The sequence below is a fragment of the Propioniciclava sp. genome (assembly GCF_029977985.1).
Classification (GTDB): domain Bacteria; phylum Actinomycetota; class Actinomycetes; order Propionibacteriales; family Propionibacteriaceae; genus Propioniciclava.
The window spans coordinates 1-14321 of record NZ_JARKOT010000149.1 but is presented as its reverse complement, the minus strand read 5'-3'; the positions used below and the strand labels follow the sequence as shown (position 1 = coordinate 14321).

Annotated in this window: 15 protein-coding genes and 1 pseudogene; 9 read left to right on the top strand and 7 right to left on the bottom strand. The window is 71.0% G+C overall.

Features of this window, described 5'->3' with window-relative positions; translation table 11 throughout:
* Nucleotides 1–513: hypothetical protein (locus Q1K57_RS09395; protein ID WP_300081451.1), on the bottom strand; the 513-nt coding region annotated here is incomplete at its 3' end.
* Between the two features lie 147 nt (nucleotides 514–660).
* Here Q1K57_RS09395 and Q1K57_RS09390 point away from each other — a divergent pair.
* Entirely contained in the window at nucleotides 661–2346 is a 1686-nt protein-coding gene (locus Q1K57_RS09390; protein ID WP_300081448.1) for a glutamine--tRNA ligase/YqeY domain fusion protein, read from the top strand.
* Nucleotides 2347–2412: 66 nt separating this feature from the next.
* Nucleotides 2413–3597, top strand: a complete 1185-nt coding sequence (locus Q1K57_RS09385; protein ID WP_300081445.1) for an MFS transporter — start codon at nucleotides 2413–2415, stop codon at nucleotides 3595–3597.
* A gap of 37 nt (nucleotides 3598–3634) precedes the next feature.
* On the opposite strand, the gene Q1K57_RS09380 is transcribed toward Q1K57_RS09385, so the two are convergent.
* Nucleotides 3635–4840, bottom strand: a complete 1206-nt coding sequence (locus Q1K57_RS09380) for a DUF480 domain-containing protein (RefSeq protein WP_300081442.1) — start codon at nucleotides 4838–4840, stop codon at nucleotides 3635–3637.
* Nucleotides 4841–4885: 45 nt separating this feature from the next.
* Between Q1K57_RS09380 and Q1K57_RS09375 the strand changes: the two genes are divergently transcribed.
* Entirely contained in the window at nucleotides 4886–5743 is an 858-nt protein-coding gene (locus tag Q1K57_RS09375; protein WP_300081439.1) for a class I SAM-dependent methyltransferase, read from the top strand.
* 12 nt (nucleotides 5744–5755) lie between these two features.
* Here the strand turns inward: Q1K57_RS09375 and Q1K57_RS09370 are convergent, their stop codons facing one another.
* From Q1K57_RS09370 to Q1K57_RS09360, 3 genes are read right to left on the bottom strand one after another with little or no spacing between them, the layout of a single operon-like run.
* Nucleotides 5756–6220: an aminoacyl-tRNA deacylase gene (locus tag Q1K57_RS09370; protein ID WP_300081436.1), complete on the bottom strand. Its 465-nt coding sequence runs from the start codon at nucleotides 6218–6220 to the stop codon at nucleotides 5756–5758.
* Nucleotides 6217–6633, bottom strand: coding sequence for a hypothetical protein (locus tag Q1K57_RS09365; RefSeq protein WP_300081433.1), 417 nt, complete (start codon nucleotides 6631–6633; stop codon nucleotides 6217–6219). Before Q1K57_RS09365 ends, Q1K57_RS09370 begins: the two co-directional genes overlap by 4 nt.
* Nucleotides 6630–7112 carry a YbaK/EbsC family protein gene (locus tag Q1K57_RS09360; RefSeq protein WP_300081430.1) on the bottom strand — a complete coding sequence of 161 codons (483 nt, stop codon included), beginning with the start codon at nucleotides 7110–7112 and terminating at the stop codon, nucleotides 6630–6632. Before Q1K57_RS09360 ends, Q1K57_RS09365 begins: the two co-directional genes overlap by 4 nt.
* 59 nt (nucleotides 7113–7171) lie before the next feature.
* Here Q1K57_RS09360 and Q1K57_RS09355 point away from each other — a divergent pair, with 59 nt between their 5' ends.
* From Q1K57_RS09355 to Q1K57_RS09330, 6 genes and pseudogenes are all read left to right on the top strand, one after another.
* Nucleotides 7172–7558, top strand: coding sequence for a DUF1801 domain-containing protein (locus Q1K57_RS09355; protein ID WP_300081427.1), 387 nt, complete (start codon nucleotides 7172–7174; stop codon nucleotides 7556–7558).
* Nucleotides 7559–7637: 79 nt separating this feature from the next.
* Nucleotides 7638–7910 (top strand): annotated as a pseudogene (locus Q1K57_RS15745) (MBL fold metallo-hydrolase); the annotation flags it as partial.
* Between the two features lie 139 nt (nucleotides 7911–8049).
* Nucleotides 8050–9558: a DUF1737 domain-containing protein gene (locus tag Q1K57_RS09345; RefSeq protein ID WP_300081424.1), complete on the top strand. Its 1509-nt coding sequence runs from the start codon at nucleotides 8050–8052 to the stop codon at nucleotides 9556–9558.
* Nucleotides 9559–9615: 57 nt separating this feature from the next.
* Complete coding sequence (locus Q1K57_RS09340; protein WP_300081421.1) at nucleotides 9616–10773, top strand: glycerophosphoryl diester phosphodiesterase membrane domain-containing protein; 1158 nt, start codon at nucleotides 9616–9618, stop codon at nucleotides 10771–10773.
* A gap of 7 nt (nucleotides 10774–10780) precedes the next feature.
* Entirely contained in the window at nucleotides 10781–11704 is a 924-nt protein-coding gene (ctlX, locus tag Q1K57_RS09335; protein ID WP_300081419.1) for a citrulline utilization hydrolase CtlX, read from the top strand.
* A gap of 76 nt (nucleotides 11705–11780) precedes the next feature.
* A complete protein-coding gene (locus tag Q1K57_RS09330; RefSeq protein ID WP_300081417.1) occupies nucleotides 11781–12176 on the top strand; it encodes a VOC family protein in 396 nt (131 codons plus the stop codon).
* Nucleotides 12177–12183: 7 nt separating this feature from the next.
* Here Q1K57_RS09330 and Q1K57_RS09325 read toward each other — a convergent pair whose 3' ends face one another.
* Both Q1K57_RS09325 and Q1K57_RS09320 read right to left on the bottom strand, forming a co-directional pair.
* Nucleotides 12184–13587: a TIGR01777 family oxidoreductase gene (locus tag Q1K57_RS09325; RefSeq protein WP_300081414.1), complete on the bottom strand. Its 1404-nt coding sequence runs from the start codon at nucleotides 13585–13587 to the stop codon at nucleotides 12184–12186.
* Between the two features lie 41 nt (nucleotides 13588–13628).
* Nucleotides 13629–14321 (bottom strand): aldehyde dehydrogenase family protein (locus tag Q1K57_RS09320; RefSeq protein WP_300081412.1); only part of this gene is annotated, 693 nt, incomplete at its 5' end.

The following is a 14321-nucleotide window of genomic DNA, read 5'->3' as shown; positions in this document are numbered from 1 at the left end:
GATCTTCTCGACCTGGGCGATCATGCCCCGAAGCCATACTTCGGCGAGGTCGCGGGCGGCCTCGGGGGTCGATGCGGACGCGGACACCTGCAGAATCACCGTGTCGGTCGGATTGGTCACCTTCACCTGGTTCACCAGCTGTTCGGGCGTGGTGTCGAGGTTCAACTCCGCGATCGCGTACTCGGCCACCGAGCGCCACGAGCCGATGTCGAGGTACGACTTCACCTTCGACTGCGCCAGTTGGTCACCCACCATCGACGTGCCCAGATCAGTGGCGCCCTGGGCGGCGACGTAGCCGCTGGCGTCCGCTGTGTAAACCTTGGGCTGCATGAGGGTCCAGAGGGCAGCCACCGCGATACCGGCGAGGAAGAACGCCACGATGCCTACCCAGTAGGCGCGCGCGACGCGCAGATAATCGCCCAGTTCCATCAAGCCCCCCGGGAACCGCCCCGACGACGACCACGACCAGCCCTGCTGCGAGCCACGCCACGCTCTCACGCCCTCGGTGCCCATCATCGCCAGGGTTGTCACGTTTCTGACAGAGGAAATCCGGGCACGTGCCGAGATTTGTGATGTCAGAAACGTGACACTCCCCCCGCACCCCACCTACCGTGCGGACGACGTCGGAGAAGCCGAAACGCCGACGGTATCCTTCCGCGCATGACCGAAACGCCGTCGGGGGGCAACGACTTCATCCGCGACATGATCCGTCGCGACAACGAGGAAGGCACCTACGGCGGCCGCGTCCAGACGCGTTTCCCGCCGGAGCCGAACGGCTACCTGCACATCGGCCATGCGAAGGCGATCGTCACCGACTTCGGCATCGCCGAGGACTTCGGCGGCCTCTGCAAGCTGCGCCTCGACGACACCAACCCCGACACCGAGGAGACCGAATACGTCGACTCGATCATCGACGACATCGCCTGGCTCGGCTACATGCCCGCCGAGGTCTGCCACGCCTCGGACTACTTCGGGCAGCTCTACGACTGGGCCGAGCACCTGGTGCAGGCCGGCCTGGCCTACGTCGACGACTCCGACGCCGAGACGATCAGCGCCCAGCGCGGCACGTTCTCGACACCTGGCGTCGAGTCGCCCTACCGCAACCGCACCCCCGAGGAGAACCTCGATCTCCTGCGTCGCATGCGTTCCGGAGAATTCCCCGACGGCGCGAAGGTGCTGCGCGCCAAGATCGACATGACGCACGAGAACATGCAGATGCGCGACCCCGTCATGTACCGCATCCGCCACGCCGACCACCACCGCACCGGCGACGCCTGGGACATCTACCCCACCTACGACTGGGCCCACGGCCAGTCCGACGCCATCGAGGGCGTCACGCATTCGCTGTGCTCGCTCGAGTTCGAGAGCCATCGGCCCTTGTACGACTGGTTCCTAGCCCACCTGCCGCTGGAGTCCGAAGCTCCCCAGCAGCGCGAGTTCGCCCGCCTCGAGCTGACCCACACGATCACGAGCAAGCGCCGCCTGCGCAAACTGGTCACCGACGGCATCGTCGACGGCTGGGACGACCCGCGGATGCCAACCCTGCGCGGCCTGCGCCGCCGCGGCTATCCGGCGGCCGCGCTGCGCGCGTTCTGCGAGGCGGTCGGCATCACCCGCACCAACTCGCGCAAGGCGATCGAGGAATTCGAGTCGTTCGTCCGCCGCGAGCTCAACCGCACGGCCCAGCGCCGCATGGCCGTCCTGCGCCCCCTCAAGCTCGTCATCACCAACTGGCCCACGGACGCCGACGGAGCGCCCGTCGTCGAGCACTTCGAGGTGGCCAACAACCCGGAGAACCCGGCCGACGGCGTCCGTCAGGTGGCGTTCAGCGGTGAGCTGTGGATCGAAGCCGACGACTTCGCCGAGGTGCCGCCGCCGAAGTTCTTCCGTCTCTCCCCCGGCCGCGAGGTCCGCTTGCGCGGCGCCTACTTCGTCACGGCGACCGACGTGGTGAAGGACGCCGCCGGTGCCCTCATACAGGTGAACGCCACCTACGACCCGGCGAGCCGCGGCGGCGATTCCCCCGACGGCCGCAAGGTGAAGTCGACCATGCACTGGGTCTCCGCGCCGCACGCGACCGACGCCACCGTCGCCCTCTACGACCGGCTCTTCACCGCCGAGGTCCCCGGCGAGCGCACCGGCGAGGAACTCGACGATCTCAACCTCGACAGCCGCGAACTGCTGACGGGCTGCAAGGTCGAGGCCGCGCTGGCCGAGGCCGAGCCCGGCCAGGTCGTCCAGTTCGAGCGCCTCGGCTACTTCGCCGCCGACCCCGACACCCCGCGGCTGTTCCACCGCACGGTGGGGCTCCGCGACGAATGGGCGGCGATCCAGAAGCGCGGCTGAGGCACCCGATGGCAACCCCTGCCGTGCGGTAGGAATGTGTACGTTCGTACACTACGATGGTGAATCGTGTCAGCAGTGGTGAGTCCGCGCCGTGCCCGCCTCGGCATCTCGCTGTTCTTCTTCACCAACGGTTTCGCCATGGCCAACCTGTTGCCCCGCTACCCGGAGATCAAGGCGGCGTTCGAACTCTCCAACACCCAGTTCGGCGTGCTCGTCGCGATGTTCCCGTTCGGCGCGATCTTCGCCTCCGCCCTGCCCGCACCGCTCATCCGCCGCTTCGGCGCGCGCCGCACCGCCCTCGTCAGCACCGCTGTCCTGGCGCTCGCGTTCTCCCTCATCGGCTTCGCGCCGCACCCCCTGCTCGTGGCGGCCGCGATGTTCGTCGCGGGCTTCGCCGACGCCGTCACCGACGCCGCGCAGAACGTCCACGGCCTCCGCGTCGAGGACTACAACGGCAAGTCGATCATCAACTCACTCCACGCCCTGTGGAGCCTCGGCGCAGCCGCCGGGGGCGTCGTGGCCACGTGGGCGGCCTCGCGGGGCGTCGCGCTGCCGCTCCACCTCATCGCGGCGACCCTCGTCAACCTCGGCATCGCCCTGTTCGCCATGCGGCTCGCCCGTCTGCCCGAGCAGTTCAACCGCCCCGAGCCGGACGCCGACGCCCCCACCTCCACGCGCCTCACCGGCGCCATGTGGCTGGCCATCATCCCGCTCGCGTTGCTGGCCATCGTGGGCGTCCTGCCCGAGGAGGTCGCCATGAACTGGGCGGCGCTCTACCTCGTCCAGGTCGTCGGGACGCCGCTCGGCCTCGCCGGCGTCGGGTTCGTGGTCATGCTCACCGCCCAGACCATCGGACGCTTCCTCGGCGACCCGCTGTCCGACCGCTTCGGCGTCGTGCCCGTGATGCGCGTGGGCGGCGTCCTGATCCTGCTCGGCGGGGTGCTCGTGATCGCGTTCCCGGTGCTGCCGGTCGTCCTCCTCGGCTTCGTGATGGCCGGCTACGGCTGCGCGACCGTCGTGCCCGCCGCCTACGCCGCCGCCGGGCGCCTGCCCGGCCTGCCCGAGGGCGCGGGCGTCACCATCGCCAGCTGGCTGCTGCGCATCGGCTTCCTCGGCGCCTCACCGCTCATCGGGTTCGTCTCCGATCTCAGCAGTCTCCGCATTGCCCTCGTCATCCTCGGCCTCGGTGGCTTCGCGGTGCTCTTGCTCTCCGGCAAGGCAGCCCCGGCCAGGACGGACGCCGCCGCCTGAGCTCCTGCGCTGCACCGCGCCCGGCCGAGCGTCCCCCTCAGGGACGCTTCGCCAGCACGTAGAGCAGGTCGGCGCTGCCGTCTCGCTCGTCCTGCGGTCCGCGCACGTACCACTCCGCAACCACGAGACCGGCCGCAGCGACGGCGTCCCGCACGAAGCGTGGGTCGTGCTGGACGAACGTGAGATCGACCTCGTGCCCGTGCCACGACGCGAACTGGCGCACCTCGTGCCCGACCTGCAGGGCCATGACCAGCCAGCCGGCGGGCACGAGGGTGCGGCCGAGGCTCGCCAACACCCCGCCGAGCTCGGACGCCGCCAGGTGCGCCAGCGAGAACCACGCCACGATGGCCGCCCACCCGGGATCGCGGGGCGGGCGGAGGAGTTGCGTGTAGTCGCCCACGGTGAAGGTGAGGTCGGGGTAGGCGGCGCGGGCGCTGGCGATCATCGCCTCGGAGAGGTCGATGCCGGTGACCTCCGCGCCGGCGTCGGCGAGGAAGGCGGCGATGTGGCCGGGCCCGCAGCCGACGTCCACGAGCGGGCCGCCCGGGGCCTCCTCGGGGATGCGCTCGAGCAGCCAGCGGTCGAAGGGTTTGCGCGTGAGGTCGTCGGCCATGAAGTCGGCGTAGGTGGCCGCGACCTCGTCATACCCCGCGCGCACCTTCGCCGTGCGCGCCGCGGGGCCGCCGGCGAGCACGACCTCGCGGTCGATCACGGCGGTCGGCGCAGCGGCGACGCTCTGAGGCGCGGGGCCGAGGAGGTGGAGCCACCGCGGATCCTGCTGGCCGGCGCGGCGTTCGAGCTGGGCGGCGAGCGGCGGCGTCCGGGCGGCGAGGCGGGCGAGGCAGGCCTCCACCTCTGCCCGATCGGCGAAGCCGTGCAGCCGTTCGGTGCGCGTCTTGAGTTCGCCGGCCGCCTGCTCGCCGCGCAGGAGGAGGACGGTGAGGAGGGCGCGCTCGTCGTCGGCGAGGTCGAGGGCGTCGGAGAGCAGCTGGTGGAACTTGAGCGTCCGCGAGCCCTTGCCCGCCCAGACGATCCGGACGAGGCCGCGCTCCTTGAGCGCGCGCGCCGTGGCCTCCACCTCGGCGTCGGAGTAGTCCGTGACGGGCTCGCGGCTCGTCGCCTGGTTACAGGCGGTGCGCAGGGCATTGAGGCTCAGCGGGTAGGACGCCGGAACCGTCAGTTCCTTCTCGAGCAGCGCCCCCAGGACGCGCTGCTCGGCCGGGTCGAGCACAGGTCGCTCCATGGGAGCAGTGTGTCAGGTCGGGCGGCGACCGCCTAGCGTGACCGGGTGGAGGAAACGCACGGGAGTGGCAACGACGTGCGCATCGCGTGGTCGGCGGCGCGGGAGGCCAACCGCCTCAACTGGGACGACAGGGCGCCCCTGCACGAGGAGGCCTACGACGCGCACCGCTTCGCCGCAGACCCGGACGCCAGCCACGTCGATCACGACCTCGCCGTGCTGGGACAACACCTGCCCGGTGGCACGATCGCCGGTCTCGACGTGCTCCACCTGCAGTGTCACATCGGCACCGACACCATCTCGCTGGCTCGCCGAGGCGCCCGCGTCACCGGCATCGATTTCTCCCCCGCCTCGCTGGAGGTCGCGGCCCGGCTGGCCCGGGAGGCGTCCGTCGAGGTCACCTGGGTCGAGTCGGACGCCCTCGCCGCCCGTTCGGCCCTGCGTGGCGACTTCGACGTGGTCTTCACCAGCGTGGGCGCTCTCGTCTGGTTGAGCGACCTCGAACTCTGGGCCGAACAGATCGCTGCCCTGTTGCGGCCGGGCGGGGTCTTCTACGTCCGTGACGGCCACCCGATGCTCTACGCGCTGGACGAGTCCGGCGAACCGCTCACCGTCCGCAACCGCTACTTCGCCAACGGGGCCGCGCAGATGTGGGACGACGCGGGCACCTACGTCGGTGACGGCACCACGGAGCACACCCGCACCTACGAGTGGCCCCATTCCCTCAGCGAGATCATCGGGTCACTGCTGCGTGCGGGGCTGCGGTTGGAGCGATTCGACGAGGGCCAGACGCTGCCGTGGCGGTGGTCCCCCATCATGGTGCCGACCGACGAGGGCTGGGTGCTTCCCGACCACCTGCGTGACAAGGTGCCCTGCGAGTTCACCCTGGTGGCCGTCAAGCCGTGAGGTGGAAGGGGCTCACTCGGAGACGTCGGCCACCTGAGCCCCCAGCGCGGCGAGCGCCGCGTCGGCGTCCACGGTCATCCCCGCCCCGTGCTCGCCCGCACCCATCGAGATGCGGCGCCCGGCGATGGCGGCGTCGGCGATGACGGGCCAGGGCGTCGTCGACCCGAACGGAGTGATCGTCCCCCGCTCGTACCCCGTCACCGCTAACGCCTGGCGCGCGTCGGGCATCGAGAGCCGGTTGACGCCGAGCAGCGCGCGCAGCTTCGCCCAGCTGAACTCCCGGTCTCCCGGGACGAGGACGAACAGGTAGTCGCCTGACCCGCGCCGCACGACGAGCGTCTTCACCAGGTCGCGTGGCTCGATGCCGCGCAGCGCCGCCGCCTCGGCGAGCGACGACACCCGGCCGTGGCGGGTGAGGGTGGGGTCGAGCCCGAGGGCGCGCGCAGCCTCGAGGGCGCGGGTGGTGTCGTCGCTCATGCGGACGCCTCGGGCTCGCACAGCCGGGGCTTGCCGGCGGAGTCGAAACGGTAGTCCCATGTGCGGCCGCCCGCGTCGACGACGATCCGCAGGCCGTCCTCCATCGCGGTCGGGTAGACGATGCCGAACTCGGGGCAGCCGAGCGATCCGTCCGGCCAGGTCACGGCGTCGGCGCTCACCACCGTCATCGGCTCCGTGACGCCCCGCTCGCCCAAGTCGTCCCGGATCTCCTCCAGCGCCGCCGCCGGCGGCGAGGTCGGCACGGACACCGGGCTCACCTGTGCCGGCGGGGCCGTCGGCGTCCGGCTCGGGCTCTCGGACGCCGCCGGTGCGGTCGGGCTCGGGGTCACCTCGGGGCCGGCGCAGCCGGCGACGGCGAGCGCGCAGAGCAGCGCACCCCACCCGGCTCTCATGGCAGCGACCCCTCGGGCAGCACCGTGACGGCCACCCAACCCTCGGCTTCCGAGATGCGTTCGAGCTCATCGAGGCCCAGTTCGATGGCGGAGTTGCCCGAGCCGGCGGCCGGGAAAACCGTCTCGAAGCGGCGCAGGGAATCGTCGAGGTACACCCGGACGCCCTCGTTCACCCCGAACGGGCAGACCCCGCCGACGGCGTGACCGACGGCGTCCTCAACCTCGGCCGCGGGGATCATGCGCGCCTTCACGCCGAAGGTGTCGCGGAACCGGCGGTTGTCGACCTTCGCGTCGCCCGCGGCGACGACGAGCACCGGCGCGCCGTCCACGAGGAAGCTGAGCGACTTGGCGATCCGGCGCGGCTCGATGCCGACGGCCTTCGCCGCAAGCTCGACCGTCGCCGACGACTCGGCCGTCTCGATGAGCCGCTCCGCGACGCCGTGGCGCGCCAGGTGCGCACGGGCCCGTTCGATCGCCATGGTTCCTCCGCTTCGTTGTCGTCAGTCAGACTAGGGCGCACCGACAACAGGAGACACCCATGACCGCCATCGACGACTACGTCGCCGCCCAGGAGCCGACCCACCAGCCGCATCTGCGCGAACTCGTCGCCCTCATCCGGCGCCTGGTTCCGGAGGCCACCGAGGCGATGAGCTGGAACATGCCCACCTGGAAGTTGCACGGGAACCTGGTCCACGTGGCCGCCGGCAAGCACCACGTCGGCTTCTACCCGGGTGCCGACGGGGTGGCGCACGCGGCGGCGTCCTGCGACGACCGGGGGTTGAAGCACTCGAAGGGGGCGATCCAGTTGCCGCTCGACCGGCCGATCCCGGTCGACCTCGTGACCGACGTCGTCACGTTCCGCGTCGCGCAGCAGCGGGAGCGTGCGGACGGGGTGGGGCGGCGGGCGCGCAGGAAGGTGACATAGCTTTTTCGACATAGGGAATCGCGCCACGTGCGCGACTTTCCTATGTCGAAAACGTGACCCGGGGTGCCAGAGTGGACCCATGGCGACGAAGCCCACCACGCTCACGTTCCTCGGAGCAGCCGGAACGGTGACCGGTTCGAAGTACCTGCTGACCATCGGATCACGCCGCGTCCTCGTGGACTCGGGCATGTTCCAGGGCGAGAAGAAGTGGCGGCTGATGAACTGGGAGGAGTTCCCGGTCGACCCGGCATCGATCTCCGACCTCGTCCTCACGCACGCCCACATGGACCACGTCGGCTACCTGCCCGCCCTCACCCGCGCCGGCTTCGACGGCCCCATCTGGTGCACCGAGGGCACCCGCCAGCTGGCCGAGATCGTCCTGCGCGACGGAGCCAAGCTGCAGGAGCAGGAAGGCCGAGGACGCCAACCGCGGCGGCTACTCCAAGCACGACCCGGCGCTGCCGCTCTACACGACCGAGGATGTCGAAGCGATGCTCGACCAGTTCGTCTCCCTCGAGTACGACACCGAGTTCGAGCTCACCGGCAACGAACGCGACGGCTTCACCGCCGATCCCGGCGAGACGGTCACGATCCGGCTCACGCGGGCCGGTCACATTCTCGGCTCCGCCTCGGTCAACGTGTGGACGCCGTCGGCGTCGGTCCTGTTCTCCGGCGATCTCGGCCGCCACGACCACCCGGTGCTCAAGCCGCGCGAGATCCCAGCCGGGGCGCCCGTGGTGCTCATCGAGTCCACCTACGGCGACCGCGAGCACCCCGAGCCACCCAACCTGCCCCACGAAGGGTTCGCCGATGTCATCAGGCGCACGATCGCCCGCGGCGGCTCGGTGCTCGTCCCGGCCTTCGCCATTGACCGCACCGAGATCGTGCTCAAGATCATCTCCGACCTCGAGCGCGAGGGCCGCGTCCCCGACGTGCCCGTCTACGTGAACTCGCCCATGGGCGTGCGGGCGCTGCGCGTCTACCAGTCGCTCACCGACGAGCTGCGCGACGATCTCGACCCCACCGACCTCGTCCACATCCCCGACCTGACCGCCGTCGAGTCGGCCGAGGACTCCAAGGTCCTCACCGGTGCAGGCGGTCACCCGCCGGCCGTGATCATCTCCAGTTCCGGGATGGCGACCGGCGGGCGCGTCCTGCACCACCTCGAGCAGATGCTGCCCGACCCGAAGAACGCCGTCGTCCTCACGGGCTACCAGGGCGTGGGCACGCGGGGCCGTCAGCTGTCCGAGGGTGTCGACCAGATCAAGATGTTCGGCAAGTACATCCCGGTGCGCGCCGAGATCTACCACGACCGCGAGTTCAGCGTGCACGCCGACTGCTCCGACCTCCTCGACTGGTTGAAGGAACTCGAACCCAAGCCCGAGCAGGTGTTCTGCGTGCACGGCGAGGCGGACGCCGCGGCCGCGTTCGCCGCGCGCATCAAGGCGGAGCTGGGGCTGAACGCGGTGGTCCCGACGCACGGCGAGGTCGTCGTCCTGGCCGACGGGGGCGAGCATGCCGGCACGGGCACGCGGGTCGCCCCGCCCACCCCGACGCGTACCGGCCGACCGGCCCGGGCCGTGCCGGTCACGCAGGAGGAGGCGGCCGGCTGGTTCGGCTACGCCCCGATGACCGATGCGCCGTTGCCGGCCGGGCAGCTGCGCTACCGGCTCCTCACCGGCCCGGACGACGCCGACTTCTGCCGTCGGGTCAGCGAGGCCCTCGACGCGGGCTACACCTTGGCCGGCTCGCCCGCCCTCGCGTTCGATGGGCAGCGCGTCATCGCCGCTCAGGCAGTCCTCTGGCCGGGGCCCGTCCTCGGCGGGTCGGACGCCGCCCCGCGTGACCCTGCCGTGCCCGACTCTGCCGTGCCCGACTCTGCCCCGCCCGATGCTGCCGTCACCCGGCTGGCCGCGCCGGCGGCGTCCGAACCCTCGGAGGGCAAGGACCCGGACGGGACCACCCGCGTGGACGACGCCCCCGTGGGACAGGAGGACTGACATGGTGGCCGGCGGACGGCCGCGGAACGGTCGGGGGCACGCCCTAGGATCATGGGCGTGATCACCCCGACACTGAAACCCGGCGTCCTCTCCCTCGGCGACCTCTTCACGGCAACGTGGAACACCTACCGTGCGAAGTTCCGGTTGTTCGTGACCCTCGCGGCGGTCCCGGCGCTGCTACTCGGCGCGCTGTTCCTGCTGTACATGGGCGGAATCTCGGCCCTGCGGTCGTTCACCGGGGAGTTCGAATCCGTACTGCCGGTCCTGCTGGCCGGGGGGGCCGTGCTCCTGGTCGGCTCCTTCGTGGGGGCTCTGTACCAGTACCGATGCCTCGCCATGATGTCGCTCGCGACGCGCGACCTCGCCGCGGGCCACGAGCCCACGTGGGCCGACCTCCACGAGCGCACGCGCGGCTTCATGAGCCGCATGCTGCTCCTCCTCGCGGCGGCCTTCGCCCTGATGCTGATCCCGATCGGCCTCGTATTCGCGTGGTTCGTCGTGGTGATGATGTCCGACAACCCGCCGAGCGGGTCGACTCTGGCGATGGGAATCGGCGTCACGGTGCTGCTCTTGCTGCTCGTGTACGCCGTTGCGCTCTTCGTCGCCGTGCGGCTCGTGTACGTCCTCCCGGTCATGGGCATCGAGCAGCAGGACGGCGTCGGCGCCGTTCGCCGGTCGTGGGAGCTCACGCGCGGCGTCTTCTGGGTGACCGTCGGCTACTACCTGCTCATGCAGCTCGCCCTGTCGCTCCCGGGGTCCATCGCGTCGTCGTTGCTGCAGGTGGCCCTCGTGCCCCTCGAGCAGTCCCGGAGCCTCGACGGACTCGGGCCGATGCAGCCGGTCTTCCTCCTGCTGGCGTTGGTGGCGGGTCTCGTCGGCGTGGCGGCCTTGGCGCTGCTGCAGCCCGTCGGGCAGATCTACGTGACGGCCATGTATCTCAGTCGCCTCCGCGAACTCGCCAGCGAGCCGCCGTCCACGTTCCTCACCCGGCCGGCGTATCCCTACGGGACGCCCTATGGTGCGCCGCAGCCCTACGCCCGTCCGTTCGGCGCCCAGCCGACCGGCTACGGTCCCCAGCCACCGGCGGCCCCGTACCCCCAGGACGCCGCAGCACCGACGTACCCGTGGCGCTCGCAGTATCCGCCGGCGCCCCCGGATCCCCAGGCTCCGCAGTACCCGCCGCCGCCCTTCCCTCCCGGTTCCGGTCCGGTCTGAGACGCCGATGGCCACCACGATCCAGGCACCGCGCGCGGTGGTGATGGTGCGTCCGCACCACTTCACCCCCAACCCGGAGACGGCCGCCGACAACGCCTTCCAGTTGCCCCGGCCCGAGCTGACGGTCGACTCGCTCGAAGCCCGGGCGCTGCGCGAGTTCGACGCGGTCGTGCGCACGCTGATGGCCGAGGGCGTGCGGGTGCACGTGTTCGAGGATCTCGGGCGCGACACCCCCGACTCGGTGTTCCCCAACAACTGGTTCTCGACGCACCACGGTGGCCGGGTGGCGATCTACCCGATGGCCGCGCCGAGCCGGCGGGGCGAGCGGCGTCCGGACATCATCGAGATGTTGAAGGCGACCTACCGCGTCCAGGAGGTCATCGACTACTCGGGGCTCGAGAACGACCACCTGTTCCTGGAGGGCACGGGGGCGATGATCCTCGACCATGTGGAGCGGGTCGCCTACGTGGGCGCGTCCCAGCGGGCCGACCCGATCATCCTCGAGCGGTTCTGCACGCACTTCGGCTACGAGCCGATGGTGTTCGCCAACACCGACCCGGCGGGCAACCCGATCTACCACACCAACGTGATCGCGAGCATCGGCACCGAGTTCGCCGTGCTCTGCACCGAGGTGATGACGGACGCCGCCCGTCGCGACGAGATCGTGGCCCGGTTGCGCGAGTCGGGGCGGGAGATCGTCGCGATCACCTGGGACCAGGTGCGTGCCTTCTGCGGGAACGGTCTGGAACTGTCGGGCTCGTCGGGGCGCCTGTTCGCGTGTTCGCAGCGCGCGGCGTCGGCATTCACCCCCGAGCAGCGCGCGGTGATCGAGGCGAGTGCCCGCATCGTGGCCATCGACATCCCGACCATCGAGCTCGCAGGCGGATCCGTGCGCTGCATGCTGGCGGGCATCCACCTGTCGGCACGCTGAGGCCGCCGAAGTCCTCTGGGAAATGTCGGAGGCCCGTGCGAGACTGGGCCAACAGGTCCGAGCGAGAGGAACCGACATGAGCAGGCCCATCCACTTCGAGATCCAGGCCGACGACCTGGAGCGCGCCAAGGCCTTCTACGGCGGCGTCTTCGGCTGGACGTTCGAGGACTACTCCCCCGTCGTCAACGCGCCCTACTTCGGGGTCGTCACCGGCGACAGCGAGGAGCCGGGCATCAACGGTGGCCTTCTCCCACGCCCTGCGGCCGCTCCCGCGCCCGAGCAGGGAGTCAACGGGGCCGTGCTGACCATGGGGGTCGACGACTACGACGCGGTCGAGGCGAAGATCCTCGAGGCGGGCGGCACCGTCGCGCTGCCCAAGATGGCGCTTACCGGCATGGCGTGGCAGGGCTACTACCTCGACACCGAGGGCAACACGTTCGGCATCCACCAGCCCGACGAGAACGCCCAGTAGCGGCCTCTCAGCGCATGAGCAGGTGACGCAACGCGTCCCCGAGGTTCGGGTGGGCGAACCGGAAGCCGGATTCGCTCAGCTTGCCCGAGCTGACGCGCTGGTCGGTGTTGACGAGCTGGTCGTACCCCTCCGCTCCGAGCACGGCCGTGGGGCCGACCGCGGGGGTCGGCAGCCATGAGGGACGGTGCAGCATGCGGCCCAGGGTGTCGGCGAACTCCTGCTGCGTCACCGGGCGCGGTGCCACCGCGTTGACAGGGCCGGTCAGCGACGGCGTCACGATCGTGTGCACGTAGGCGCGGGCCAGATCGTCGAGCCCGATCCAGCTGAACCAGGCGTCGGCGTCCGTCAGCCGCCCGCCGAGCCCGATCGAGAACAGCGGCACCTGCGGCAGCAGCGCACCGCCGCCCTCGCTGAGGGCGATGCCGGTGCGGAGGAACGCGGTCCGGACTCCGGCGTCGGTGGCCGGGCCGGCGGCGTCCTCCCACTGGCGCACCACGTCGGCGAGGAACCCATCGCCTGCCGGCGACTCCTCGGTGAGCAACTCGTTGTGGCGCCGCGCCCCGTAATAGCCGATCGCGCTGGCCTGAACGAGGTGTTTGCCGTCGGGATCGGCGGCCAGCGCCCGCGCCAGAGTGCTCGTCGCCCCCAGCCGCGAGGTGAGCACCTGTTCCTTGTGCTTGCGTGTGAACCGTCCGCCGATCGAGTGCCCCGAGAGGTTCACGACGGCGTCGGCGCCCGCGAGGGCATCGCCCGGCAGGACGCCCTCGGCCGGGTCCCACGCGACGGCGTCCGGCCCGGTGGCGGCGCCGCGCACGAGGCGACGCACCGTGTGCCCGCCGGAGGTGAGGAGAGCGCACAACTGCGTCCCGACCAGCCCGGACGCGCCCGCGACGACGACCGTGCGGGGGGTGGCGCCCAAGCGGGCGTGGAGGGCGAGGTCGGCACGCAGCTGTCGCTCGCGGAAGCCGAAGAGCCCGCTCAGTTGCATCTCGACGAGGGGATTCGCGATGCGGGCGGGCAGCGTGCGAAGCTCCCAGTGGACGCGGTCGGTCACGATCGTCGCATTGCCCGGCCCCTCGGCGAAATGGTGCTCGTGGATCCAGCGCTGGAAGGGACCGCTCACCTGCTCGTCGACGAACCGCTCCCCGGGCACCAGTTCGGTGTGCCGCACGCGCCACGGGAACCCGACCGGACCTTTCCGCTTGCGTCCGACATCGGGCAACAACCCGGCGACGATCGGGTGCGACACCCGGAGCACCACCTCGGTGCCGACGCTGAGGTCGTCGACGCCCTCGACGAGCGTCGCCATGCCGGGCGGCGTCAGCCGCACGAACGCGCCGGGTCGTGTGTGCCAGGCGAACACCTCGCTGCGCGGGTGCGGGTAGCGCGACACGTACTCGAACGTGGGCATGGGCTCTCCTCGGCGACGGGGTTTCAGCCTAGAGGAACCGCTCAGCGGCGCGGCGCCGGCAGCGACACGTAGACCGTCTCGAGGTACTCCGCGAGGCCCTCCTCGGCGCCCTCGCGTCCGAGGCCCGATTGCTTCACCCCGCCGAACGGCGCCGCAGCGTTCGAGAGCAGACCGGCGTTGATCGCGATCATCCCCGACTCGAGACGGTCAGCGAGGCGCAACGCTCGCTCGAGGTCGCGTGTGAACGCGTACGCGGCGAGTCCGAACCAGGTGGCGTTGGCGAGGGCGATCGCCTCGTCGTCGGTGCTGAACGGCGTGATCGGCGCCACCGGCCCGAAGATCTCCTCCGCCAGCAGGGACCCCGTCGCCGGCACCCCCGCCACGACCGTGGGCGGGTAGAAGAAGCCGGGCCCGTCGGGCAGCTCGCCGCCGGTGAGGATGCGAGCGCCGGCGCCCGCGGCGTCCCTCACGAGCGCATGGACGCCGTCGCGCGCCTCGGCCGTGATGAGCGGCCCGATGTCTGTGCCGTCGGCAAGGCCGTCGCCGACCGTGAGGGCGGCGAAGGCGTCGGCGAGACGGCGGCCGAACTCCTCGGCGACGTCGGCGTGGACGATGAAGCGGTTCGCGGCCGTGCACGCCTCGCCGTTGTTGCGCAGCTTGGCGGTGCAGGCGCCCTCGACGGCTGCGTCCAGGTCGGCGTCGGCGAAGACGAGGAAGGGTGCGTTGCCGCCGAG

What these genes read in the sequence shown, in the direction of transcription:
- Q1K57_RS09330 (WP_300081417.1), top strand. Translation starts at nt 11,781, where the DNA reads ATGAGCAGGCCCATCCACTTCGAGATCCAGGCCGACGACCTGGAGCGC.
- Q1K57_RS09345 (WP_300081424.1), top strand. Translation starts at nt 8,050, where the DNA reads ATGCTCGACCAGTTCGTCTCCCTCGAGTACGACACCGAGTTCGAGCTC.
- Q1K57_RS09360 (WP_300081430.1), bottom strand. Translation starts at nt 7,112, where the DNA reads ATGGCGATCGAACGGGCCCGTGCGCACCTGGCGCGCCACGGCGTCGCG.
- Q1K57_RS09355 (WP_300081427.1), top strand. Translation starts at nt 7,172, where the DNA reads ATGACCGCCATCGACGACTACGTCGCCGCCCAGGAGCCGACCCACCAG.
- Q1K57_RS09390 (WP_300081448.1), top strand. Translation starts at nt 661, where the DNA reads ATGACCGAAACGCCGTCGGGGGGCAACGACTTCATCCGCGACATGATC.
- Q1K57_RS09370 (WP_300081436.1), bottom strand. Translation starts at nt 6,220, where the DNA reads ATGAGCGACGACACCACCCGCGCCCTCGAGGCTGCGCGCGCCCTCGGG.
- Q1K57_RS09380 (WP_300081442.1), bottom strand. Translation starts at nt 4,840, where the DNA reads ATGGAGCGACCTGTGCTCGACCCGGCCGAGCAGCGCGTCCTGGGGGCG.
- ctlX (WP_300081419.1), top strand. Translation starts at nt 10,781, where the DNA reads ATGGCCACCACGATCCAGGCACCGCGCGCGGTGGTGATGGTGCGTCCG.
- Q1K57_RS09325 (WP_300081414.1), bottom strand. Translation starts at nt 13,587, where the DNA reads ATGCCCACGTTCGAGTACGTGTCGCGCTACCCGCACCCGCGCAGCGAG.
- Q1K57_RS09365 (WP_300081433.1), bottom strand. Translation starts at nt 6,633, where the DNA reads ATGAGAGCCGGGTGGGGTGCGCTGCTCTGCGCGCTCGCCGTCGCCGGC.